14 protein-coding genes are annotated in these 25,198 nt (G+C 48.4%); 12 read left to right on the top strand and 2 right to left on the bottom strand.

Annotation, left to right across the window (positions count from 1 at the left end):
* Nucleotides 1–236: 236 nt before the first annotated feature.
* Nucleotides 237–644 carry an OsmC family protein gene (locus GWG06_RS29075; protein WP_160718006.1) on the bottom strand — a complete coding sequence of 136 codons (408 nt, stop codon included), beginning with the start codon at nucleotides 642–644 and terminating at the stop codon, nucleotides 237–239.
* Nucleotides 645–820: 176 nt separating this feature from the next.
* Between GWG06_RS29075 and GWG06_RS29070 the strand changes: the two genes are divergently transcribed.
* The 6 genes from GWG06_RS29070 to GWG06_RS29045 all read left to right on the top strand — a co-directional run bounded on the left by GWG06_RS29070 (nucleotide 821) and on the right by GWG06_RS29045 (nucleotide 9,254).
* Complete coding sequence (locus tag GWG06_RS29070; RefSeq protein WP_127038037.1) at nucleotides 821–1,648, top strand: hypothetical protein; 828 nt, start codon at nucleotides 821–823, stop codon at nucleotides 1,646–1,648.
* A gap of 36 nt (nucleotides 1,649–1,684) precedes the next feature.
* A complete protein-coding gene (lipA, locus tag GWG06_RS29065; protein ID WP_127038039.1) occupies nucleotides 1,685–2,584 on the top strand; it encodes a lipoyl synthase in 900 nt (299 codons plus the stop codon).
* 355 nt (nucleotides 2,585–2,939) lie between these two features.
* On the top strand, nucleotides 2,940–4,274 hold the full coding sequence (locus tag GWG06_RS29060; RefSeq protein ID WP_160718005.1) for a TolC family protein: 1,335 nt from the start codon (nucleotides 2,940–2,942) through the stop codon (nucleotides 4,272–4,274).
* Nucleotides 4,275–4,292: 18 nt separating this feature from the next.
* Entirely contained in the window at nucleotides 4,293–5,435 is a 1,143-nt protein-coding gene (locus GWG06_RS29055; protein WP_127038043.1) for an efflux RND transporter periplasmic adaptor subunit, read from the top strand.
* A 29-nt stretch (nucleotides 5,436–5,464) separates the two neighbouring features.
* Nucleotides 5,465–8,647, top strand: coding sequence for an efflux RND transporter permease subunit (locus tag GWG06_RS29050; protein WP_160718004.1), 3,183 nt, complete (start codon nucleotides 5,465–5,467; stop codon nucleotides 8,645–8,647).
* A gap of 301 nt (nucleotides 8,648–8,948) precedes the next feature.
* Nucleotides 8,949–9,254 (top strand): SdpI family protein, encoded by a 306-nt coding sequence (locus tag GWG06_RS29045; protein WP_160718003.1) that lies wholly within the window; start codon nucleotides 8,949–8,951, stop codon nucleotides 9,252–9,254.
* A 127-nt stretch (nucleotides 9,255–9,381) separates the two neighbouring features.
* Here GWG06_RS29045 and GWG06_RS29040 read toward each other — a convergent pair whose 3' ends face one another.
* A complete protein-coding gene (locus tag GWG06_RS29040) occupies nucleotides 9,382–11,985 on the bottom strand; it encodes an AsmA-like C-terminal region-containing protein (protein ID WP_160718002.1) in 2,604 nt (867 codons plus the stop codon).
* Nucleotides 11,986–12,174: 189 nt separating this feature from the next.
* Between GWG06_RS29040 and GWG06_RS29035 the strand changes: the two genes are divergently transcribed.
* The 6 genes from GWG06_RS29035 (at nucleotide 12,175) to GWG06_RS29010 (ending at nucleotide 25,191) form a co-directional block, all read left to right on the top strand.
* Nucleotides 12,175–12,789, top strand: a complete 615-nt coding sequence (locus GWG06_RS29035; RefSeq protein WP_160718001.1) for a TrmH family RNA methyltransferase — start codon at nucleotides 12,175–12,177, stop codon at nucleotides 12,787–12,789.
* A 29-nt stretch (nucleotides 12,790–12,818) separates the two neighbouring features.
* Nucleotides 12,819–13,961, top strand: coding sequence for a hypothetical protein (locus GWG06_RS29030; protein WP_160718000.1), 1,143 nt, complete (start codon nucleotides 12,819–12,821; stop codon nucleotides 13,959–13,961).
* 446 nt (nucleotides 13,962–14,407) lie between these two features.
* Entirely contained in the window at nucleotides 14,408–16,858 is a 2,451-nt protein-coding gene (locus tag GWG06_RS29025; protein ID WP_160717999.1) for a hypothetical protein, read from the top strand.
* A gap of 6 nt (nucleotides 16,859–16,864) precedes the next feature.
* Entirely contained in the window at nucleotides 16,865–17,965 is a 1,101-nt protein-coding gene (locus tag GWG06_RS29020; protein WP_160717998.1) for a DUF928 domain-containing protein, read from the top strand.
* Nucleotides 17,966–17,968: 3 nt separating this feature from the next.
* Nucleotides 17,969–18,499: a hypothetical protein gene (locus GWG06_RS29015; RefSeq protein WP_160717997.1), complete on the top strand. Its 531-nt coding sequence runs from the start codon at nucleotides 17,969–17,971 to the stop codon at nucleotides 18,497–18,499.
* Entirely contained in the window at nucleotides 18,496–25,191 is a 6,696-nt protein-coding gene (locus GWG06_RS29010) for a hypothetical protein (protein ID WP_160717996.1), read from the top strand. The genes GWG06_RS29015 and GWG06_RS29010 overlap by 4 nt, the downstream gene beginning before the upstream one ends.
* Nucleotides 25,192–25,198 lie beyond the last annotated feature (7 nt).

Below are 25,198 nucleotides of genomic sequence, written 5' to 3'. Positions count from 1 at the left end.
TTCATGGTATTTTAAAGTGTGGTAACTTAAATCTACCAAAAAAAGGGGGCAACTGCCCCCTTTTTTCTTGTAGTAGGTCTGATTTTTACCGGACACCAATGATTACGAATTGCGAATTACGAATGTAAGCGCGTAGATTAAAACGAAGAGGAAAGGTGATATTTAATAGTTATCACCTTTCCTCTTCGTTTTAATCTACGCGCTTACATTCGTAATTCGTAATTCGCAATTCGTAATTACCAGTTAAAAGTAATATCCTGCTTAATATCCGGATGCACGCTATACGCTACCGGGCAGGTATGTGCGGCTCTTTCCAGGATGGTTCTTTCCTTGTCGCCGAGGTGATGGCCGGCGGGGAAGTCGAATACGACGTTGATGCCGGTGATGCGGCGGGGGTCGGTACCCATTATTTTTTTGATGCTTACTTTGGTGCCTTCGATGTTCCAGTTGTTATCCCGGGCTTTGATACCCATGATGGTGAGCATGCAGGAGCCGAGTGCGGTAGCTACCAGGTCGGTAGGGGAAAACCTTTCTCCTTTACCGTTATTGTCTACCGGCGCATCTGTTTCGATCACGGAGCCTGACTGCAGGTGGGTGGCGGTTGTTCTGAGTTCGCCGGAATAGATTATTTCCGCTGTTTGCATGATATTTTTATTTATTAAGTATGATGACGGTAATTAATTCAGATGTAAATTAATGGTATTTTTAACAGATGTTGAATGGGAGGCTGGCGGGGTATAAAAAAATTAGGTACGTTTGTAATATTAACATAACAATAGCTTTATTCAAGCGTTTATTTATTATTAATAAGCCCATCACTGTGAAAAAATTATACTTAATCCTGTTTTTAGCGACATTATCCGGAGGCCTGTTTGCCCAGAACAATAATCTGCCCCGGCCATCAAAGAAAAGCGAGAAGGAGCAGCGCAAGCTGAAGAAGATCGCCATTTTCCGTGAACAGGAAGAGGGAGAAAATGTTTTCCAGCGTGACTTTTCGGTGGGCGCCCGTCTGAATACCGACGGCTGGACAGGCTTTGTGGAGTTGGGCTACCGCAAAACCCGGAAGAAAGTAAATTATTTCCAGTTTGAATTTTCCGAAAAGAAAGACCACCGGGAGTATAAACGCCAGAGCAGCGGCGGTGGCGGCTGGTCGTTCAGCGAACGCCCGTTCATTTTCGGGAAGGTCAATAATTTCTACCAGGCTAAGCTGGGCATAGGTCAGCGTTACCTGATAGGCGGCAAAGGCAATAAAAACGGGGTAGAGGTGAATGCCATCTATTACGGAGGTATCTCCGCAGGGCTGCTGAAACCTTACTACCTGAACGTGGAAGGGGCATCCGGACAGGTAGAAGAAATTAAATATAACCCTGCCGCCCCCGGCAATTTCCTGTCGGAAGACAAAATAATCGGTGCGGCTGGCTTTGGTAAGGGCTGGGGCGACCTGAGCTTTGTGCCCGGATTGCATGCCAAACTGGGGATGCGGTTCGACTGGGCGCATTTCAACGAGGTGGTGAGCGCCCTGGAAGTAGGCGTAAATGCTGAAATGTACAGCAAAAAGATAGAAATCATGGCTACCAACGAGAATAAACAGTTCTTTTTTAATGCATATATCGGTATTCAATTCGGGAAGCGCTGGAATAAGAGATAAGTGTTAACTTTGTTTTTTTAAAGAAAGGAAAGAGCGATGCAAGAACTACCCGTTATAGCCGCTGAACCGGCCACCACAAGAGTGAAGAAGCCTGACTGGCTGCGCGTCAAATTACCTATAGGCGAAAACTACAAGCAGGTAAGAAACCTGGTAGATACCCATAAATTACACACTATCTGCGAAAGCGGTAACTGCCCGAACATGGGCGAATGCTGGGGCGCCGGCACCGCTACCTTCATGATCCTGGGCAATATCTGTACCCGCAGCTGCGGCTTTTGCGCCGTGGCAACCGGCCGTCCGGAGCCTGCAGACCATGATGAACCGCAGCGTGTGGCAGAAGCCATCTACCTCATGAAGGTAAAACATGCGGTCATTACCTCCGTAGACAGGGACGAACTGAAGGATGGCGGCTCCATCATCTGGGCCAATACCATCAATGCGGTGCGTGCACTGAACCCGGAAACTACCATGGAAACCCTCATCCCGGATTTCCGCGGACAGTGGGAAAACCTCCAGCGTATCATTGACGCCGCACCTGAAATTGTTTCCCATAACCTGGAAACAGTGGAACGCTTAACCAAACAGGTGAGAATTCAGGCCAAATATCACCGCAGCCTGGAAGTCATCCGCCGTCTGAAAGAAGGTGGCATGCGCACCAAAAGCGGTATCATGCTGGGCCTGGGCGAAACCAAGGAAGAAGTGATCCAGGCAATGCAGGACCTGTACGATAATGGTTGCGATGTGGTTACATTGGGCCAGTACCTGCAGCCTACACCTAAACATCTGCCGGTGGTACGCTTTGTACATCCTGATGAATTTGCCGAATTACGCGAGATAGGATATAACATGGGACTTGACTACGTTGAGGCGGGTCCGTTAGTAAGATCTTCCTATCATGCAGAAAAACATATTTTCAGCGGTCGTAATAAAGGATGACCGGAACCAATTTTCAAGTAATTGTTAAAATCCACCGCAAGGTGGATTTTTTATTAACATAACATTATCTTAGCGCCTCAATTTTACCTACTTCTACCTACTTCGCTGTTAACTGTTGTTGTTCAACCGGTGAACCCGCCTTGGAAAATTTATTCCAGGTATCAGCCGTTATGAACCCGCAACAACCAATAACATGTCTGTTCAGGACTGTAAACTTTTACTGAGCCTAATCCTGGACGTGATTTACGCATGTCTGCAATGAAAATAACAGAGCATATGGCCGATTGTCTTCATAGATAATCTGCAGGTATGTTTTTGATTGGTACAATGATGAACTGAATGTCAAAAGCCTTTTATGAAAAGAGCCGTTTACTTTTTAGCTGTTATATGCGGATTGTTACTATCGCCCCGCATATTTGCACAACAGCAGCCTGATTCCGTTTTAACCAGCGCCACGCTGCAGGATTGTATCCGCTATGCCCTGGCTCATCAGCCCCAGCTGAAGCAGTCGCGCATAGATGAATCCATTACTGACAGAACAGTGAAGAGCAAGCTGGCAGACTGGTATCCGCAGATTAACCTGGATTTCAATCTCCAGCATTACCTGGAGCTGCCTACTTCCATCTTCGGTGGAAACCCTACCAAAGTAGGGGTTGCCAATACTTCCACTGCCTTATTTGGCCTTAACCAGAACATCTTCACCAGAGATCTGCTGCTGGCCTCCAATACGGCAAGGGATGTACGAAAACAGAGCCAGCAGAACACCCTGCGTACACAGATAGATGTTATTGCAGATGTCAGCAAAGCGTATTATGACATTCTGCTGACCACCCAGCAGATCAACGTGCTGGATGAAGATATTATCCGGCTGGAACGTAGTCAGAAAGATGCTTTCAACCAGTATCAGAGTGGTACGGTTGATAAGATTGACTACAAACGTGCAGGCATCTCCCTGAACAATGCGCGAGCCCAGCAGAAGTCTGCCCGCGAACTGCTCAACGCCAAACAGGCATACCTGCAGCAGCTGATGGGCTATCCTACCAATGCCGGCAATGTACCTATCGTTAACGATACTACGCAGCTGGCGCAGCAGGTTACCGGGCAGGATACGCTGCTGACCGGCAACTACCAGAACAGGATAGAGTATCAGCAACTGCAGACCCAGCAGCGCCTGCTGAAAGCTAACCTGCAGTATAACAAATGGAGTTATCTGCCTACCCTGTCTGCTTTTATCAACTACTCCTTTGCTTACCAGAATCCGGAATTTGGTCAGTTATACAGTCATAACTATCCTAATTCCCTGCTGGGCCTGAAGTTATCACTGCCTATCTTCCAGGGTGGCAAGCGTGTGCATAACATCAAAATGGCGGAGCTGCAGCTGCAGCGTACCGAATGGGATTTCTCCACCATGCGCAACCAGATCAATACCCAGTACATGCAGGCGATGGCTACCTATAAAAGTAACCTCAACGACTATACGACCCTGAAAGAGAATATGCAGACCGCCCAGGAAGTGTATAACCTGTTGCAGTTGCAATACAAGGAAGGTATCAAAACCTATCTGGATGTATTGATTTCAGAAACAGAGCTGCGTACTGCGCAGCTGAGTTATTACAATGCTATGTACCAGGTATTATCCAGCAGGATAGATCTGCAGAAAGCATTAGGAACCTTAACAGCTAACAATTAAATGGTAACCGGATCGGATATGAAAAAAATGAACCACTTTGTCTTAATCAGTGCTGCCGGCATGCTGGGATTCACAGCATGCAAGGGCCCTGCCCAGAAGAGCGCGCCTGTTATGCCCCCTACACCGGTAAATATTACGGAGGCATCCGTGGCGCCGGCCGTTTATTACGACAAATATCCCGCCACCGTCACCGCCCTGAACAACGTAGAGCTGCGTTCGCAGGTAGCAGGTTTTATCACGGGCATCTTTTTTAAAGAGGGAGAAGTAGTACAGAAGGGCAAGCCCCTGTATGAAATAGACCGCCGTAAATATGAAGCGGCCTACCGCCAGGCGGAAGCCAGCATCGCAAGTGCCAGGGCTAACTACAATAAGGCGAAAAAAGACGACGAACGTTATAAAAGACTGGCAGAGCAGGATGCGGTAGCCCGTCAGATACTGGATAATGCAGAAGCGGCGCTGGAAACCACCCGCAGCACGCTCGCCGCAGCAGAAGCGAACCTGGCCGCCGTACGCACTGATCTCGATTACTCCCTCATCAAAGCGCCTTTTACCGGCCGCATTGGTATTTCACAGGTGAGACTGGGCGCACAGGTGAGTCCGGGGACCACCCTGCTCAATACCATCTCCAGTGAAAATCCCATTGCCGTAGACTTTGTAGTACCGGAATCAGAAATTCCAAGATTCGCTGCACTGCAGGGCAAGAGCATCGCTGCCGGAGATTCTACCTTCCGCCTGCAGTTATCAGACGGAACAGCCTATAATCAGGGCGGTAAAATACTGGCAATCGATCGTGGCGTGGATAACCAGACGGGTACCATCCGGGTGAGAATAGAATTCAATAATCCGGAGGACAGGCTGAAAGACGGTATGAGCTGCGTACTGCGCGTACTGAATGAGCAGTCCGGCGAACGCCTGATTATCCCTTACAAGGCCATCACAGAGCAGATGGGCGAGTTCTTTGTGTTCCTGGCGAAAGATAGTGTGGCAGCGCAGCAGAAAGTGCATCTCGGACCAAAGATCGGCGACAGGATCGTGATCATGGATGGTATACAGGCTGGAGATAAAGTGATCGTTGAAGGCTTCCAGCGTCTGCGCGACGGTGGCAAGATCCAGATAGGAATACCGGCAGCAGCCCAGCAAGGCGGCCCGGCGAAGAAATAGTTTATTAGTAGAATCAACAGCAGAAACTCATGATTGCAGATACTTTTATAAAAAGACCAGTCACCGCAATAGTGATCTCTATTGTACTGGTGCTGGTGGGGATACTGGCGATGATGACCCTGCCCGTAGGGCAATATCCGGAGATCTCGCCGCCCACCGTACAGGTGACAGGTACCTACATCGGTGCGGATGCACAGACCGTAGAGCAGACAGTAGCCACACCCGTGGAAGTGCAGGTAAACGGTACGCCGGGTATGACCTACATCTCCACCAACAACACCAGCAGCGGACAGATGAGCATGACGGTAAACTTCGAAGTGGGTACCGATATCAACATCGCTGCGCTGGATGTACAGAACCGTGTAGGTATTGCGCAGCCCACCCTGCCGCAGGAAGTACAGCGTTTAGGCTTAACCGTAAGAAAGCGTAATCCCAGCATCCTGATGCTGGTGGCACTCTATTCTCCCAAAGGCACACACGATATTACCTTCCTGGATAACTACGTGAACGTATATGTGAAAGATGCCTTGCTGCGTGCCAAAGGCGTAGGTGACATCTTCACCCGTGCAGACGACTTCAGTATGCGTATCTGGCTGAAACCGGATAAGCTGGCTGAAATGGGCGTTACCGCAGAAGATATACGTGCCGCGCTGGCAGAACAGAATGCGCAGATCACCGCAGGTACGGTGGGTGCGCCACCGCAGCAGACAGGCCAGACCTTCGAATATAACATCTTCACCAAAGGGCGTCTGACTACTGCAGAAGAATTTGAGAAGATAGTAGTGAAAACACGCCCGTCAGACGGATCGCTGGTATACCTGAAAGATGTGGCCCGCGTAGCGCTGGGTAAATTCAACTATGCCGGTAACAACTTCGTGGATGGCAAACGCGCATCCTACCTGCTCGTATATCAGGCTCCCGGCAGCAATGCGCTGGAAACAGCCGCCAATGTTACCGAAGCGGTGGAGCAGCTGAAGAAACAGTTCCCCAGCGATGTGGATTATGTAGTGCCTTTTGAATCGGTTTCCGTCGTGAAGGTATCTATCGAAGAGGTAGTGCATACCCTGCTGGAAGCGCTGATACTGGTGGTAATTGTGGTATTCCTGTTCCTGCAGAGCTGGCGCGCCACCATCATTCCTATTCTGGCTATTCCGGTGTCTATCATCGCCACCTTTATCTTCTTCATACCACTTGGCTTTACGATCAACACCCTCACCCTCTTCGGTTTTGTACTGGCGATCGGTATCGTGGTGGATGACGCCATTGTGGTGGTGGAAGCGGTGCAGCATAACATAGATCATGAGAAGATGTCGCCGAAGGACGCCACCATACAGGCCATGAAAGAGATTTCCGGGCCGGTGATCGCAATAGCGCTCATCCTCGCGGCAGTGTTTGTACCGGTAGGTTTCATCCCCGGTATCGTAGGCCGGCTGTATCAGCAGTTTGCCATCACCATCGCTATCTCCGTGCTGATCTCCGCTTTTGTGGCGCTGTCACTGACGCCGGCGTTGTGTATGATGCTGCTGAAGCCGATGCACCTCAGCAAAGAATCCAGGGGGCTGAACAAGTTCTTCTATAAATTCAACCGCTGGTTCGGGCATACTACTTCCCGTTATTCCATGGGGGTGAAGAAGAGCATTCGTTATTCCCGCTTTGCGATAGTGATCCTGCTCTGCATTTTCGTTGGTACGATGATGTTATTCAAATCCAAGCCTACCGGATTTATCCCGACAGAAGACGAGGGCCGTGTCATCATCACCTTCGACCTGCCGGAATCCTCTTCCACAGAGCGTACGGTAGCGCTGATGTCGCAGATGATGAAAGACCTTGACAGCTTACCGGGTATCAATCACTACGCGGCACTGGGAGGTCTGAATGCGGTGAACTTCTCCACCAAATCCAACAGCGGTACTATTTTCTGCTCGCTGAAACCGTGGAGTGAGCGTAAGTCAGAGTCTCTGCAGATCTTCGGTATGGTGGCCGCCATCCAGAAGAAGCTGTCAAAATACAAGGAAGCCAACGTGGTTGTAATTCCGCCGCCGGCAATTCCGGGTCTGGGGCAGACAGCCGGTTTCTCCTTCGTGCTGCAGCAGCGCGGAGCGGGCGAAATCAAAGCGTTTGAAGGCGTATTGCAGAACTTCCTGGCAGAAGTAAACAAACGTCCGGAAATTGCGCGTGCCTTCTCTTTCTTCACCGCCCGTACGCCTGGCTATCAGCTGGATATAGACCGTGAGAAAGCCAAGAAGATGGGCGTGAAAATATCCGATATTGCCACCGCCCTGCAGACGTATATGGGTAGCGCCTATATCAACGACTTTACCGTATATGGCAGAAACTTCCGTGTAGTAACGCAGGCCGACTCCACCTACCGCGGTGATATTAAAAACCTGAGCCAGTTCTTTGTGCGTAATGCCAGCGGTACCATGGTGCCACTGAGTGCGCTGACGAGCTACAAGGTGATAGAAAATGCGCCGGTAATTTCGCATTACAACCTGTTCCGTTCTGCAGAGATCAACGGTAACCCTGCTCCCGGCTATAGTAGCGGCGATGCCATCAACGCGCTGAAAGAAGTGGCAGCACAGGTGTTGCCCGAAGGCTATGGATATGAGTTCTCCGGGTTGAGCCGTGAGGAGATATTATCAGGTTCCAAAACCGTATATATATTCGCGTTATCCATCGTGTTTGTATTCCTGTTCCTGGCGGCACTTTACGAGAGCTGGTCCGTACCGTTCTCCGTACTGCTGGCAGTACCTATCGGCGCCTTCGGGGCCATTGTGGTGCTGACCTTCCTGCCGAAGCTGAGCAACAACGTATACGCACAGATCGGTCTGATTACGCTGATTGGGTTATCGGCTAAAAACGCCATCCTGATTGTGGAATTTGCCAAAGAGCGTGTAGACAGGGGCATGGATCTGGTGACCGCAGCCGTAGAAGCTGCCAAACTGCGTCTGCGTCCTATCATCATGACCTCCCTGGCCTTCCTGTTGGGTATTATGCCGCTGGTATTATCTTCCGGCGCGGGCGCTGAAGCCCGTAAAACAATGGGCTGGACAGTATTAGGCGGTATGTTCACCGCTACCTTCCTGGCCATCTTCATTGTACCGGTATTATACGTAGTCATCACCCGCCTCGCCTATGGTAAAGAAAAGCTGAGGAAGATGAAGGAAAATTACCAGGCAGTGCCGGAACATGATATACAGGGGAGGATCTAGTTGAGCTGGTAATTACGAATTGCGAATTACGAATTACGAATGATGAATGGCGAGTGATTTTATTATTTTATTATTTGAGATTTTCTCTCTCATCAGTATGTATCTGTAACTTCAGGGACATACTGATGAGAGAGAAAATCTCAAATAAAAAAATAATAAAATCATTCGCCATTCGTAATTCGTAATTTTTTTTGCACTTGTTTTTTCCGTAACTTAAGTCAACCAATCTCCTTTGCTCATGAGGTTTGTGCAATCAACGTACTGTAATGCGTCAATTTTTGTTGGGGTATTATTTGTTTTCATGGGTTATCTGGTGCGGCGCTTTCCCCCCAAAAGCATAAAGTCGTGGTATGGTTACCGGTCTTTCCTCTCTACCCGTAATCCTGAAATGTGGCAGGTTGCCAACCAGGATGCGGCCTACATTTCCCGCCGTATTGGTTTCATTCTTTTACTTATTGGTATTTGCTGTGCCTTGTTATTTGACCGCCAGACGGACTGGTTCTGGTATATTACGGTGGGTGCTGTGGTAGCAGGTACGATGTATATGGTGGGGTATACGGAGTGGCGGTTGCAGCAGATGTTTGATGAAGAAGGAAAGAGGAAATGAATAATTACGAATTACGAATTGCGAATTACGAATGAGGAGCGAAGATTTAAGCGAAGAAGTAAATTCTTTATCCGCTTAAATCTTCGCTCCTCATTCGTAATTCGCAATTCGTAATTCGTAATTAATATCAGTGCTTAGTCGTATCCGCTGCCGGTTTTTTCTTCCCAAACAGGCTGTTCAAAGTGTTTTTTACGGATTCTCCGGCTTGTTTGCCAACGTTTTCCAGTGGTTTACCGTTGGATGGGGTAGAATCTTTTTTGCCGCTGAGTTGATTTTTGAGTTCATTTTTCAGGGCGTTGACAGCGTTGTTTTTGATCTGATTAACGGAGTCGCGAACGGTATTTTTTACGGTGTCGATTTTATTCTTAACCAGTTCGGTAGCCTGATTTTTCAGGTTGTTGGCGCTGTTGCGCAGGTCTGTTTTCAGGGAAGGCTTGAGGATGTTGCCGGCCATGAGTACCTGCAGGTGAACGCTGTCACCGATGTTTACCGGGATACCCTTGCTTTGAGCCTGTGAGGCGAGATTGTTCACCAGATTGTTACCGGCGGAGCCCATGAGGCTGCGTGGCAGGGCCAGTTGAAGGGTATAATCGAGTGACTGGTCGAAGCCGTGGGAGCCGGCGATGTTCATGCTGACGCCATTTACCACTACCTTGAACGGATTAACTTTTACGCGGCCGTTTTCAAAGGCGAAATAGTTTTTAATGTCGCGCAGGGAGAAATCTTTCAGCTGTGCTACGTTGAGTGTGCTGGCCAGCTGGTCTACCGGGGCGAATTGTTTCAGGAAGCCCTGTATGAGCAGCAGGTTACCGTCGCCGGTGAGGGTGCTGAGTTCGGGGCTCATATCCTTGCCCAGTTTACCGTGCATTTTCAGCTGGGAGGTAATTTTTCCGGAGAGGAATTTACCGATAGGCATCAGTTTCTGTACGGTATTGAAGGTGTTGAAAGTCTGCTGTACATCCAGGTTCTGTACATCATACGCCAGGTTGATGTCCGGATTGATTTTACTGTTTTTAGTGCTGTAGCTGCCGTTGATTTCCATGGTACCCTGGAGGGCGTTGGCTTTCAGCTGCTGCATGGTTACCGTTTCATCTCTGATGAGGAGTGCGCCGGCCACGTCGTTGAGGACGGCCTTATCGTACAGAACTTTACCTACAGCGGCCTGCAGGCTGATATTCAGGTTGGCAGGAACGGCGAATGGCGCTGCTGCCGCAGTATCTGTTTTCTGAGTAGCGGAGGTGGAAGTTGTTGAAGTAGTGCCCATGAATTTATTCACGTTTACTTCATCTGCTTTGAAGTTCAGCTTACCGTCCAGGGGAGCGTTTTTAAACATATAGGCGAGGAGGTTATTCACTTCCCCGTTAGCCTGGAAGTTAGTACCGAGGTATTGACCGCTGAGGTCCTTTACCGTTACATTCTTCGGGTTGAACTGCAGGAACAGGTTCTTCACCTTTACACCATCAGGATAGTCTTTGCTTTTGTAGAGCATATCGCTGAGCTGCAGCGTACCTGCGGCATAGAACTGATCGTATTGTTGTTTTTCGATGGCGCTCATGTTACCTTTTGCGGTGATGTCGGCATCGAGGAGGCCGGAGAGGGCTGTACCGGATTCCAGTTTTACAAACTGTGTGATTTTAGAGAGATCGATTTTTCCTTTAGCTGCACCGTCCAGGTACATGTCTGATACCGGTGTTTTAACGAGCAGCCGCAGGTCCAGCGGGGTATTATCCATTTCCAGGTGGCCGGTAGGCATATTCACGATGGTATGATCCGGTACGCCGTCCGGGTTGCTCACTTTCATGGCGATCTGGATGTTTTTCACCGGTTTTGGAAGATCGGGATACTGGAAGAAACCATCTTTCACGTTGAGGTCGAGGCCGAAGGCAGGCATCTGAACGGGGGAGTAGTTTCCTTTTACATATCCGCCAAAAGCTGCGGTGCCGCTGGTTTTTATCTTATCGAAATCAGCTTTGTAAATAGCCGGAACGAGGGAAAGCAGGTCTTTAAAGCTGGTGGAAGGGGCCTTAAAGCTGAGATCCATGCCATAGGTAGAATCGTTTACCAGCTTGAAGAAGCCCTGCAGGGCCACCTGGAGGTTGTTAAGGGCGGCTTTTCCTTCTTTCAGGGTATAGGTACCGGTGGTGTTATCTATTTGTATATCTGCGTCCAGCCGGGTTTTTACAGAGGCGAGGTAGGGGATAAGTCCATAGCGGAAGGTGATACCGTTGGCCTCCGTGCTGGTAGCCAGCGTAAACTGATCCTGCGTGAAATCGCCCTTACCTTTGTGGGTGAGGCCATCTACCAGCAGCTGCATATTGCCCTGCTGATCGTCGTAGCTGATCCAGGCTTCTTCGATTTTATATTGCTGGAGGCTGAGTGCGAATTTCGTTTTGGCGGTATCTGCAGGAGATGCCTGGGCGGTATCCGGTTTGGTGATGTTCCAGTTGGCCGCGCCGTTTTTGTGCACAATAGCGTGTATGCGTGGCTGTATCAGGGCGATATTGTAGATATCCATCTTATCTCCCTTCACCACACTCATGATGTTGAGGGCAACATCTATCTGTTTTACCGCGAGGAGGGTATCGCCTTCAAATTCGCCGGTACCCGTTACCTGCAGGTCGTTGAGGCCCACGGCAATACGGGGGAAATGGCGGAACAGACTGATATCCACATCTTTAAAATCCACTTTGGCGGTAAGACGTTTGTTCAGCTCTGTTTTTACCTTCGCCATAATTTTATCCTTGAAAAAATATGGGATGGCGATTGCTGCCAATACTAAGACCACTATTGTGATCAACACAATTTTGAGGATCTTTTTGAGCATAGGTTCTTCTTGTTTTAGTTTGGGCGTGAAGGTAGTAATAATTTCAGCAAAGACCGCCCTCCGGGCAGATGATGGAAATATTCCTATTTTTGCAGCATGACACCCGAAAGAAGAGAAAGACTGATGACCACCCTGAACAGGCGTCAGCCGGATCTGACAGTGGTACTGGAAGATGTGCAGGACCCGCATAATGTGGCGGCGGTATTACGTACGTGCGATGCTGTTGGTATTCAGGATATATATATCATCAGTACGATGGCGCCCCGCCGTAAGAGGTGGGGACACCGCAGCAGCAGCAGTGCAGAGCGCTGGCTTACCCTTCACCAGTTTGATAATCAGGCTGCCTGCGTCGAAGCGCTGCGTAAAAAATATGATAAAATCCTCACCACGCACCTTTCCGCTGATGCGGTGAGCCTGCATGATATTGATTTCACCGGCTCTGTGGCATTGGTTTTCGGTAATGAGCAGAATGGTGTCAGCGAAACGATGCGTAACCTGGCTGACGGCAATTTCATTATTCCGCAGATGGGGATCATACGGTCGCTGAATATCTCGGTTGCCTGCGCCGTCAGTATCTATGAAGCGATGCGGCAGAAGAACAACGCCGGTCATTATGACCAGCGGAAGCTGCCGGCAGCGCAGTATAACATGCTGCTGGAAGACTGGGGCTTCAGAGGTGAAGCGTGGAAAGAGGACGAAGACTGGAAGTAGCTGTACTGTCACCCGCTTAATACTATACCTTGAAAAATATGATTCCCTGCCTGATAGCATTGCTGGTACTTACCTGCTGTCAGGAACGCCCGTTGCAAATACCTGCTCCGCTGCTCCGCGCCTTTCATGATTCTATGACACTGGCATCTGCAGGAAAGCACTATGGTATGAGTATCATTTCTGACGGAGTACTGATCAGTCAGGTGTTTGATAAGTCCAGCCGCGGAGGCAGTCATATCAGGGTGCATAATACCCGTGAGAAAAAATATTACGGAGAATACCGGTGGCCTAAAAAAGATGGCGTTTTCTACTTCGGTATAGATCAGGACAGCTCCTGGTTGTATTACTACACACAACCTCCCTATCTTGTCCGCGTGCATTTTCATACCCGACAGGAAGATACCCTGCAGCTGACAGACAACAGCGATCACTTTATACCATTACTTGTACATCATGGCATTGCCTGTTCCCTGCTCAGCCACGATGGTATCAGCATGGTTCATACGAACGGCAACGGGCAGGTAAAAAGCTGGCGGCACGAGGAAGCCAATGTATCCCATCTTCATAATACTCTTTCGCTGCCGGTTTCCCGTACAGAAAATCTGGTGGCTTCACAGCGGAAGGAGGGCGTTGAATGGCTGTATTGTATAGACAGCAATCTGCAGATGCGCTGGCGAAAAGCTATTGATGTGCGGCCATATAATAACCGCATTGCCATGCTCCATATGCACCATCGTTATGTTATTATGTATGACAGCACGATGGTAGTGACGGACAGAGATGGTAATACCCTTTGGCAGACGAAGTTCGGGAACTATGTATCTGATGTGCTGATGGCAGACAGTACACATGTATTGCTGTTGTTTCCGGGCACTCCGCCACAGCTGGGAGGAACCACTTCTCCGGATCATAAAATTATCATGCGGTATGATGTGGCAAATGGCTGCATCGATTTTCAGGTGGGTATCCGCGCCAGCGGGGAACATTATTTTATGACAGGCAATCGTTTCTTTCTTTTTATGGATGATAGCCGTGGAATGGCTATGGATGCAGGTACCGGCAGATATGAACTGTTTGTTATGCCTGATGGGTTTTTTGAAAAAACAGACATCTTAACAGACAAGAAAACATCGCAGTATTATTTATTGGTTAACGGAAAAATTTATTGGTAGGTTGTAAGTGCGCAGTAATAATGCGTATGAAGGAAATGTATTGTTCCGTGAAACCCTTTGCTGTTGCATGTTTTGTTGTGATGGAAAAATTATGGCTACTGTGTTTTCAAATTGTTTTTTGAGTAATTTTACAACAGGAAAATGCTTATCATGGTGATGAGTAATTTCTTTTTTTGTTAATCTCTTTATTATTTTCGTTTGCAAATTGCTTAATGAGGTTTTTGACCATCGGCCAATTAGTAATGTAAAACCAATACGACTGTCAGATGAATGTAGCTATAGGCAAGAGTGCCGGAAATGGTGTGTAATCATTGCCGGTAGCGGATTTGAATGTAAATTTATTCCTAATACTAAATGTTGGTAACTATGTTTGTTTGTATAACCGGATAACTGCGAAGACAGGCAATAATTCGTTTGATTATCACTTTTAATTTCCCTGACCTAGTATGATAAGAACTTTATGTGCTGTCGTAGTAATGGTGTGTACCATGCAATTACAGCTGTATGCACAAACGCCGGCAGCAGCGCAATCCGGCAGTATAACCGCCGGGCGGCAGCAACTGATGAAAACCGCTCCCTTGCTGCAACATGCTGTAATGGATTCCCTGAATGCGCGGACAACCGCGTTGCATGCTGTACTTGCTCCTGATAAGAAAGGCGCTTTCCCATCTCTGAATGAAGCCACGCGGCTTGATTTCTATACACATGTGAAGCAGGTGTATGGAGAAAAGCAACTGCAGGGCGTAAAGAAAGGATATGAACTGTTTAATGACAAGAGCAGGATCAACCGCTACTTTGATGAGAAGCTGCGCGGGTTCTATGCCCTGAAGGGTAACAGTAATATCCGCGGATTGATGAAGGCGGGCGCGTATGATAATACTTTCCGTGGCGCAACAGCTGCCATCACCACAGATAATGCCCCCGGCGCCTTAATGCCGGTAGCGTTCACGCTCCATGCGGAAGATAACGTGGTGGTAGGAAACATCCCGGTGAATATTGTTTATTCCAATATTTCCGGCCGCTCCTCCTTTGATGAAAACCAGCTGTACGGAGGTCTGGGGAAATTGTCCTTTGACAAGGAAGCCTACCTGGAACGGATGAGCGGCTATGTCAACAAATCATTTGACTTGAATAAATATTTCCTGCAGGACATCAACGTAGCTGCTTCGTTCAAGTCATTTGCGGAGAAAAAAATGGATGGCCTCCGTGAAGAAATGAAGCAGCTTCCTGCCGGATATTCATCCGCACTGGATAACCTGGTATCAGCAGATCAGCTGATTTACCTGGACAGCAGCCAGATTAAACAGCTGCTGCTGCATAATACTTCCCTGAATATTGATGAAAGGCAACTGGGCAGCCAGGCACCCGACAGCCTGCTGTCGCCGCAAACGGCAGCTGCCAGAACTTATCTCTCAAAGGTATTACGGCTGAAGGCCGTACTGGGAGAAGGTATGGCAGCACAGCAAACTATGTCCGCGCAAAAAATGGTGAATGAAAACATCGGTGGTAACCTCGGCAGCATGGCCGGAAAGCAGCAGCAGATCAAAGCCCTGGCTCCCATGGGCTTCCTGCAGAAACTTCTGCTCTCCGCCAAAAGCTTACAGATAGGTAAGATCGCCGGCGGAGATGGCAGCGCCATGGCTAAAAACCTGTTCATGAGCGGTGCGCAGGGCTCCTTCCTGAATAACGACAAGTTCCTGATGCTGGGCCTGGGTAACCGGAATGATGCCCTTGACATCAAGAACATGGGATTAAACAGCGGCGTGGATCCGGCCTCTTTTTCCATGCAGTTTCTGCAGATGGGAAAGGGTGATGTCAGCACGGCACATAGTCATGCCGGCATCGTGAATGCCAGCACCAGGAACAAAGGAGAATTTAACTCACAGCTGTTATCCAGGAACATTTTCGTAGGCGCGTTCTCCGAAAGAATAGACCTGGGAGAATACGGCACTATCGCCGCCGAGATTGCAAAATCAAATACAGAGTTCCGGAATTCAGCCACAGGCAATGATTTTGCACTGGCGTCCAAAACAGCTGCCTTTACATTAATGAATGATTTCTGGCAGACATTATCCGTAGGACTTGATTACTCCGGCAGTATTAAAGCACTGGATCTGACGCAGCGTGTTTATATAAACTACTCTGGTTTAGGATACAGCAACCCCGCTGCGCCCGGCTCTTCCAGAGGTACGGTACGATATGGCGTTAACCTGCGGAGGTCCTGGAATAAAAGAAAGGTTACCATCGGATTCCGGGCAGACATGCAGGATATCCGTATGTCCGCCATCACAGACAGCAGGTGGAAGAACAGGCAGTTCGCCGTAGATGCCCGTGTGAAGGTGAAAAAGAATCTCACCTTGTCGTCCCGCCTGAGCCAGGCGACCATGAAAGGTATCTCGCAGAAGTACGACCAGCCGGGTTATCTGAGCAGGCAGCTAAGCGTTTCTTCCCAGTACAGCGGAAAGATAGGTGGCCTGCCACAAACCAACAACACTACACTGGGCATACAACAGATGGAATTATATCCGTCCCGCAGCCTGCTGGTGAACCTGAATACCAATCAGAGTTTTATCATCGGCACGCATGTGCTGACAGTGAGCGTCCTGTATAACAAGGATGTAAAAGACCAGGCCCTGTATGGTAACCTGTTGACTGCAGAAACCGGATGGAGTTATATGCTGCTGAAACGTATTGCCTGTACCAGCGGACTTACCTACCTGCGTAACAAGGGCGTGGTAGAACAGGCCGGTATCAGGCAGACGATGGGCGCGGAACTACTGCCGCGGCTGAATATGAATGTGTATGTAGACTGCCGTAAACATCTGGTTAATACCGCGCAGAATTACTTGTTTGGAAACTTCAGCACACAGCTGTCATTACATTACTTATTGAACTGATAGGATATGCGCAGATTAATATATGGAATTTTTGTTTTGCTGCTGCTGCAAGGGAAAGTGCATGCACAGGTATCATTTGCTTTCATACCGGAAGTACAGGGGCGTACTATTGACGGCCTTTTTCAGGTGAGAGTAGGCGGACCTGCCAGCGCTAACGGCATGGTGGTGCTGAATGTGACCGTTACAGCAAGACAGGCCGGTACCGTGGTAACGATTAAGACACCGCCGTTCAGTTTACGCCCTGGATTGAATCCCCTGCCTCCGGGATTGGTATCGGCGGCGGATATACGATTCGGCAATAATAAGATTGCAGATGTATGCAGACAATCAGGATACTTTACAGAAGCAGAGTATGAATATTGCTTTGAGATCAGCCCGGCTGTGAAAGGCGGCAGCACAGACCTCATGGGGGAACAGTGTTTTGATTACATGCTGCAACCCTTTTCTCCCTTGATATTAGCTTCTCCGGCAGATGAAGATGCTATCTGCGACAAACGGCCTACGTTCTTCTGGCAGCCGTTGCTGCCGGCAGTTCCAGGTATGCAGTACCGCCTGATACTGACGGATGTTAAACCCGGACAGGCCAGGGCAGAGGCATTGCGCTATAATATGCCGCTTATCAACCAGCAGTTCATCAGTATGCCGATGTTGTTTTTCCCTCCGGCCGCAAAGGAACTGGCGGAAGGAAAAGAATACATCTGGCAGGTAACCGCCTATCGTGGAGATGTACTGTTGTCTTCATCAGAGGTGTGGACATTCCGTGTACAATGTAAAGACAGCACAGAATCACGTATTCCTGAGAGCTTCCGGGATATTGATGATCTGGCAGCCGGAAACTTCTATCTGGCCACAGGCAGTATACGGTTCGCCGTAAAAAGTATCTATGGAGAAACGCCTTTGCAGTATAGCATTATCTGTCTGACAGACCCGCAGCAGAAAATCAAAAAACTGCCTGCTATCCGGCTGAAATCCGGTAACAATCATATCTCCATTGATGTGTCAGAGAACAGGGCTTTCATTGATGGCTATTACTATCAGATGACGGTAAAGCTGCCGGACGGAAATATCAGGCAGCTGAGGTTTATGTATAAAAGTGAAACGATATAAGCGATGAGGAATTATTTACTGGTACTGGCAATGCTGCTGACCGCCTGCTCGGGTAACAGGCAGGATAAGCTGGCACAGCTCATGAAAGATGCCACCACTACCCTGTCGCAGGAAAAGCGTGTAGGCCCGATGGTGATACGTTGTACCTATCTGCCTGCCTGCTGGGATCAGCGGAGTCAGAAAGAAGCGCCTGGCAGCAATGAAGCGGAAATGTCCTTCCGGATTAATGTACAATCCACTAATCCGGGAGAAGTAAAAGAGAAAGGAAGCCGGCAGATGGCCAGCTATGGCGTGGAAGAAAATTTCCAGCTGATAGTAAACAGGGATACGTTGCTGCCCGTACTGGCGCAACGTATTGCCAACGGTAACCTGGACGGCGCAGAGTACCTGGTTATTTTTCCGAGAGTGCCGCTGGCGCCGGTACAGACAATGTCACTCGTGTATAAAGACTGGGTGTTCTCTTCTACCAGGCTGGTATTTCCGTTCAATAAAACATTCTTACAACAATCAGATTCTATAAGCTGCGGGCTATGATCATAAAAAGTATCAGAACAAAAAAAGCGCTGGCTATCTTCTTCCTTTCTCTGCTGGTAACAGAAACATTGTTGCCACTGAGAACGCTGGCATTGACTTCCGGTCCTGCACAGCCGGAACATACACAGTTTTCGCCGGCTGGTACCAGCGATATGGTGGATTTGTTCTCAGGAGCATTTAAATATAATATTCCGCTGCTGGATGTAGACGGATATCCGGTGAACCTCAACTATTCTTCCGGAAGCGGTATTGATGATGAGGCCAGCTGGGTAGGCCTGGGATGGAACCTGAATGTAGGCGCTATCAACCGGCAGCTGCGCGGGGTGGCGGATGACTTTAACGGAGATGCTGTCAATACAGAAAGCGACATCGCTACCAAGTATATCTACGGAGGCACAGGAACTGCCAGGGCAGAGATCTTCGGAGGAAACGTACTGGGGCTGTCCGGCAGCGTTTCAATTGGTATTTTCAGTGACAGCTATTATGGAATGGGAGCTGAGTTTGGCCTGAACGCCGGTCTTACCCTCGGCGGGAAAAATACAGGCCCGCTTACCGCCGGCCTGAATGCAGGCGTGAATTCCAATACCCGCAGCGGTGTAAGTACTACACTGGGGGCATCATTGGGTGTTACCATGAAAACCAAAGGTGAAACAGTAGCAGCCGTAGGATCTTCCGCAACATTGGGGTATAACACCCGCGAGGGCTACAAGGATCTTACATTGGGCGTATCATTCAAACCGTTCGGTTATACCGCAGGACTGGGCGCTATCAGCAATTCCTATATCTACAATACCCCTCCGTTCAATCCGAAAATCAATATCGGTTTCTATAACGAGAACAAATCTTTTTCTCTTGATATCGGCGGTACGGCCTTTGGTATTTTCGGCGGATTCGGATTTACCGGGTATATGTCTACACAACGGGTGGCAGACAATAACATTTCCAACGGAGCGTATGGTTATTTGTATGCAGACAAGGGAAAGAACGTACCCAGGGCTATTATGGATTTTCAGCGGGAGAAAGATAATCCTGTGATTCCTAATCTTCCTAACCTGGCTGTGCCGGTTGCCACGCCGGATGTATTTACCTATACCAGCCAGGCCGGCAGCGGTCAGTTCCGGTTAAACAGAGGTAATGCAGGCGTTGTGTTTGATACTTATGCGGAAGACAAAAATTCCGGCGGATCACTTTCCGTTGAATATGGTATGGGCGCTTATTTTCATGGAGGTGTATCATTGTATCAGCAGGACATTACCAACAAATCAGGAAAATGGGTGAATGAGAATGACTTCCTGTCCCTGTCGGATTATCCTACGGATGAAAGTAATCCGGTGGAAGAACAGGCCTATTTTAAAATGCAGGGAGAGCTGACACCGGACGATAATCAGTTTGCACGGCGTATCATGGAAGGAGGGCCTGTTTCCGTAGCCCTGAATAACAAAAGAGCCATGGCAGAACTGCGCGATAAAAGAGGTAATGCGGTGGCGGCTACCGGCCTGTTAAAAAAGACCGGCAGGCAGATTCGCAGTACTTCCATCAGCTATCTGACCGCAGAGGAAGCGACGGTGAGCCAAAGAAAAGGTTTTGAATCCTATAGCCTCCTTAATCCCGGATTTACACCAGGATCCGGACAGGTTACCGTAACAAAACAGAATCGTATCAGCGAGACAAGGAAAAAAAATCATATATCCGAAATCACCGTTACAGAACCAGATGGAAAGAGAGCAGTGTATGGCCTGCCCGTTTATAATATCAGGCAGGATGAATATTCATTCAGTATCCCTTCCTCTGCAGTAACTGCGGCTAACAAAAAAAAGAATCTCGCGGATGTATCCATTACCGGAGATAATATCAAACATGATTATGGCAGAGAGAAATTTTACCAGCATACCACGCAGCCTGGTTACGCCTCCTCGTTTCTGCTGACGGCGATATTAAGTCCGGATTATGTAGATGTTACCAATGATGGTATTACAGATGATGACCTGGGAACAGCAATTAAATTCAATTACTCCAAACTGGATAAAAACTATTCCTGGAGAACGCCTATGGCAACGGGCAAGGCGCAGTATAACGGCGGCCTGCTGGCTGATCCGGAAGATGACAAAGGAAGTATTATAAAGGGAGATAAGGAAGTATGGTACCTGCATTCTATTGAAACGAAGAATAAGATTGCCTACTTTATTACCAAAGACAGGGATGATGCCTATGGTGTGAAAGACCTGAATGGTACAATAGATCCTGCGAATAAACTACGTTGTTTAAAAGAGATACACCTGTATTCCAAAAGTGACCTGCAGCGTCCGGTAAAGAAAGTTATCTTCAATTATGACACAGATATGCTGTGCAAGGGCGTGCCTAATAGCCTGAACCAGGGCGGTAAGCTGACATTGAAGAATGTATGGTTTACCAATAACAGTTCAGAAAGAGGCCAGTATCATCCCTATACCTTTTTCTACAACAATGAAGGGCGGTATGAGTATATGTCTTCCGACCGCTGGGGTGGATACAAACCCTGGACAGACAACGGAGCTGCGGGCTTTGGCAATATGGCCAACGATGAATTCCCCTATACCGTACAGGATACAGCCTTAGCAAATCATCATGCCCGTCAGTGGAATTTATCCCGGATAGAATTGCCTACCGGTGGTACCATCAAAGTAGATTATGAGGCAAATGACTACGCATATGTGCAGGACAGAAAGGCGATGGAGATGACAGGGATAGTCGCATTTATTAAAGATATAAGTGGTGTGGAAACTTCCAGTCTGACAGATGCGCATGGGTTTAAACTGAAAGCGCCCGGCCCGCTGAGAGGGGATGCCGGCACTATTACACGCTATTTTATACAGGATTACCTGAATGGCAGAAATGATTTTTATGCACGGCTGAATGTAAATATTACGGATAAACCTTCTTTGGGAGATCCGCAATATTTTGAAAATATTTCCTGTTATGCAGAGGTTGCCGCAGTAAAGGATAATAAGGATGGGACGATCAATGTCACCTTCAAAGATATATCAGAAGGTGGCGTTTCTGCCAATCCCTTTGTGATGGCCGCCTGGCAGCGAATGCGCATAGATTATCCCATCTATGCATATCCGGGTTACCAGAATCGTATTTCCAATGATGCCGGTATACGGGAAGCATTGTCAGCACTGGTGAATGCCATCGGTAACCTGTCAGAGCTGCGGGAATCATTTTATGAACGTGCGGCCAGGTTAGGCTTCTGTGCCAAGGTAGAACGGACCAAATCCTTTGTGAGGATGGTCAGGGGAGATGGAAAGAAGTTAGGCGGTGGCGCCCGTGTAAAAAGGCTGCGCATGGAGGACAACTGGAATAGTATGTCAGCCTCCAGTGCGCCGGCAGCCGTTTACGGACAGGAGTATGAATACACGACACAGGAAGATAATAAGGAAATCAGCAGCGGGGTAGCTTCCTACGAACCTTATGTAGGTGCGGACGAGAATCCGATGAGGATGCCCGTGCCTTACAGCCAGGAGTCAAGAGGTGCGCTGACCAGCTTTTTCTATCTGGAAGAACCCTTTGGTGAATCTCTGTTTCCGGCGCCACAAGTAGGCTACAGGAATGTGAAGGTGAAACAGCTGGGAGAAGGCGGGAAAGTGGGAACAACGCTTCCCACAGGATATACGCAGTATGAATTTTATACCGCAAAGGACTTCCCTGTAATTGTGGAGTCTATGGCTAAACCTGACAGATCCCAGTACGGACCTTCAGGCTGGGGAAGTTTCACCGGAGGATCGCAGGTGTATGAGCTGGCAATGTCCCAGGGATATGTGGTATGGCTTAATGATATGCATGGGAAAGCCAAAGCAGAAAGAACGTTCAATCAGAGTGGTTCAGAGATATCTTCCACCATCACCTACTACAAAACAGAACCGCTGGATGCCGGGAAATTAAGACTGAGCAGCAAAGTGACAACTGTGGATGAAAAGGGACGGATTAACCGGGAAGATATACTCGGGCGTCAGGTAGAAATGGTGACAGACATGCGGGAGAGTGAGAGCAATGATGTGGGAGAATCTATTCACTTAGGCGTTGACGTTATACCTTTTATATTTATCGGCGCATTGCCGATACCGCACTGGCCCAGATCCGTTAATGACAGCTACCGGTTGTTCCGCTCTGCTTCCACGCTGAAAACTATTCAGCAGACAGGAATTGTGGATCGTGTGGTAAAAACTATCAACGGATCTACTTCTACCGCTGCCAACCTGGTGTTTGACCGGCTAACAGGCCAGCCGGTAGTAACCAGTACCGATAACGAGTTTGAAGATCCGGTATACACCGTGAATATGCCGGCCTACTGGAAATATACCGGTATGTCTGGCGCATTTAAGAATGCCAATACAATACTAAACGTATACACTACTAATGGTGTGGTAACCGTCAATGACAAACTACTTGCACCTGGCGATGAGCTGCTGCCATTGAATGAGAGCAGAAGGCTCTGGGTGGTTTCATCTGCCACACAAACAGATCCTGTGCAGAAAATCAGGCTGATTGATGACGCCGGCAATGTAGTGCCTTTCAATGGGCCGGTGAAGGTATACCGGTCAGGATACAGAAACCAGACCGGCGGCAATACCGCTACCATAGCTACTTTAACCAATCCTGTGGCCGGCAGCCAGTTTGCATTGAATGATACCTATACACAGCAGCTGAAAGTGCTGGATGCAAAGACGGTATTATATGAAGAAGCCTGGGGCGCGCCGAAGGATTGTGATTGTCCGCCGGGATCGGTACCTGCCGGAGATGGAAAAAACTGTATCATCCTGCCAACGGTTAATAATAATGACACACTGACGCTGATAAGACCACTGCCATCTTCAGAGTATGGCAAGAGCGGCGGAAGGTTCTATGATGTTAACAATGAATGGCATTGGGCAGCGCTGGATAATTTCTACGGTGGTAACTGCAGTAACGGAGGCGGTACTACGCAGTTCCTGAAAACCGCACCGGTTCAACGAATGGCAAAAAGCGGAGATACTACCGGAGCAACGGCAAGGATGGCTTCATTCAGCTCTTTGGTAGTGAATGATTCTACCTGCGGCCGGATGAACTATAACAGGTTCTGGCTGAAGAATGTGGAGCAGGCGCCGGTGAACACCTGGTTTGGTGTAGAAACCTGTATTCAAACAACGATGAGCGGAAAGCATGCTATCGGCTTCGGTATTGATAATTACCTGAGAGTTTATATAGATGATGTACTGCTGCTGAACTGGGCAGGAAATCCTAAAGTAGATGATTACAACTATTGGACCATCTGGCCGCTTAATATGACAGCAGGTAAGCACAGATTAAGGCTGGAGTTTTGCAATTCGCCCGGCCCCAACGGCGGATATGCCGGTGGGTCTGCAGCTGCGGCAGAGATTTATACTGCTTCACCGGATCAGATGATGACCTTTAGTGTAAATCAGGTGAAACAGAATACGATCTTCCAGTCAGCCTCCCTGTTTGCTGCCAATGCCAAATACAACACCTATGTTGTAGGAGCCGACGGTAGTATGAGAATAGTGAAATATACCTGTGGCAGCGGCAGACCAAACATCTGTGACAATATACTGAACTGTGGAATTGTTTCTGCTGCCAGACAGCTGAATCCCTATATCCTGGGATTATTGGGTAACTGGAGAGTGTCAGAAGAAAAAGCATACCTGGTAAACCGGGAAGATCAGGGAATATTCCAGCGTAAAGGAGAAGGGCTTAATATCCGAAGCAGCGGTGCATACCGTATGTTTAATCCGTATTGGATCTGCAATAATACAACCGGTATCTGGCAAAGCAGTACTGCTGCCAACTGGACCACTACGCGAGCTGTTACCGGTTATGATAAATATGGACAGGAAGCAGAAAATAAAGATGCGCTGGGGCGCTACAGCAGCGCCTTGTATGGTTACAACAGTGCCGTACCGGTAGCCGTGGCTTCCAATAGTATGAAACGCGAAGTGTTTTACGATGGATTTGAAGATTACAATTATCTGAAAACCTCCGGCGGAAGTAACTGTAATGTTGATTCCTTCAGCATACCCACCTTTGCGAATGCCTATACGCTGATAAACAATGACGCACACTCCGGTAACTACTGCATCAGGCTTAACAGATCCCTGGAACTGGTGACCAATCCACACTCGCTGGTACAACAACCGGGCTATGGTAATTACACCGCATGGGGTACTGGCGGAGAGTTCCTGCGAAAACTGGGTGTAGGCATATATCCGGCCGGATTCCAGCCAGTATCGGGAAAAAACTATGTTGTATCCCTTTGGGTGAAAGATAATGCCGGACCCGGCGCTAATCCTAATATCAGTATATCCACGACCAGCGGTAATATTACCCTGCAGAAAAAGGCAGCGGTAGAAGGCTGGAAGCTCATGGAAGGAACTGTTACCATCGGGAATGCATCATCCTTTAGTATGTCTCTGAATGCTGCTGGATTGCTGGTGGATGATATCCGCATCTTCCCGTATGCCGGTGTCGTGAAAACCTATGCCTATGACGATAAGTCACTCAGACTGATGGCTGAAATGGATGAAAATAATTTCTCCACTTTCTATGAGTATGATGATGAAGGGCAGCTGATAAGAGTAAAGAAAGAAACAGAACGCGGCATTATGACGCTGAAAGAATCAAGGGCAGTCATGCTTAAAAAACCATCTGTTAAAAATTAATACCATT

The organism is Chitinophaga solisilvae (genome assembly GCF_009928525.1).
Lineage (GTDB): Bacteria > Bacteroidota > Bacteroidia > Chitinophagales > Chitinophagaceae > Chitinophaga > Chitinophaga solisilvae.
This window is presented reverse-complemented; position numbering and strand designations above follow the sequence as displayed.

Coding starts and splice junctions, on each gene's coding strand:
- GWG06_RS29075 (WP_160718006.1), bottom strand. CDS start 644: ATGCAAACAGCGGAAATAATCTATTCCGGCGAACTCAGAACAACCGCC.
- lipA (WP_127038039.1), top strand. CDS start 1,685: ATGCAAGAACTACCCGTTATAGCCGCTGAACCGGCCACCACAAGAGTG.
- GWG06_RS29060 (WP_160718005.1), top strand. CDS start 2,940: ATGAAAAGAGCCGTTTACTTTTTAGCTGTTATATGCGGATTGTTACTA.
- GWG06_RS29055 (WP_127038043.1), top strand. CDS start 4,293: ATGAAAAAAATGAACCACTTTGTCTTAATCAGTGCTGCCGGCATGCTG.
- GWG06_RS29050 (WP_160718004.1), top strand. CDS start 5,465: ATGATTGCAGATACTTTTATAAAAAGACCAGTCACCGCAATAGTGATC.
- GWG06_RS29045 (WP_160718003.1), top strand. CDS start 8,949: ATGGGTTATCTGGTGCGGCGCTTTCCCCCCAAAAGCATAAAGTCGTGG.
- GWG06_RS29040 (WP_160718002.1), bottom strand. CDS start 11,985: ATGGCGAAGGTAAAAACAGAGCTGAACAAACGTCTTACCGCCAAAGTG.
- GWG06_RS29035 (WP_160718001.1), top strand. CDS start 12,175: ATGACACCCGAAAGAAGAGAAAGACTGATGACCACCCTGAACAGGCGT.
- GWG06_RS29025 (WP_160717999.1), top strand. CDS start 14,408: ATGATAAGAACTTTATGTGCTGTCGTAGTAATGGTGTGTACCATGCAA.
- GWG06_RS29020 (WP_160717998.1), top strand. CDS start 16,865: ATGCGCAGATTAATATATGGAATTTTTGTTTTGCTGCTGCTGCAAGGG.
- GWG06_RS29015 (WP_160717997.1), top strand. CDS start 17,969: ATGAGGAATTATTTACTGGTACTGGCAATGCTGCTGACCGCCTGCTCG.
- GWG06_RS29010 (WP_160717996.1), top strand. CDS start 18,496: ATGATCATAAAAAGTATCAGAACAAAAAAAGCGCTGGCTATCTTCTTC.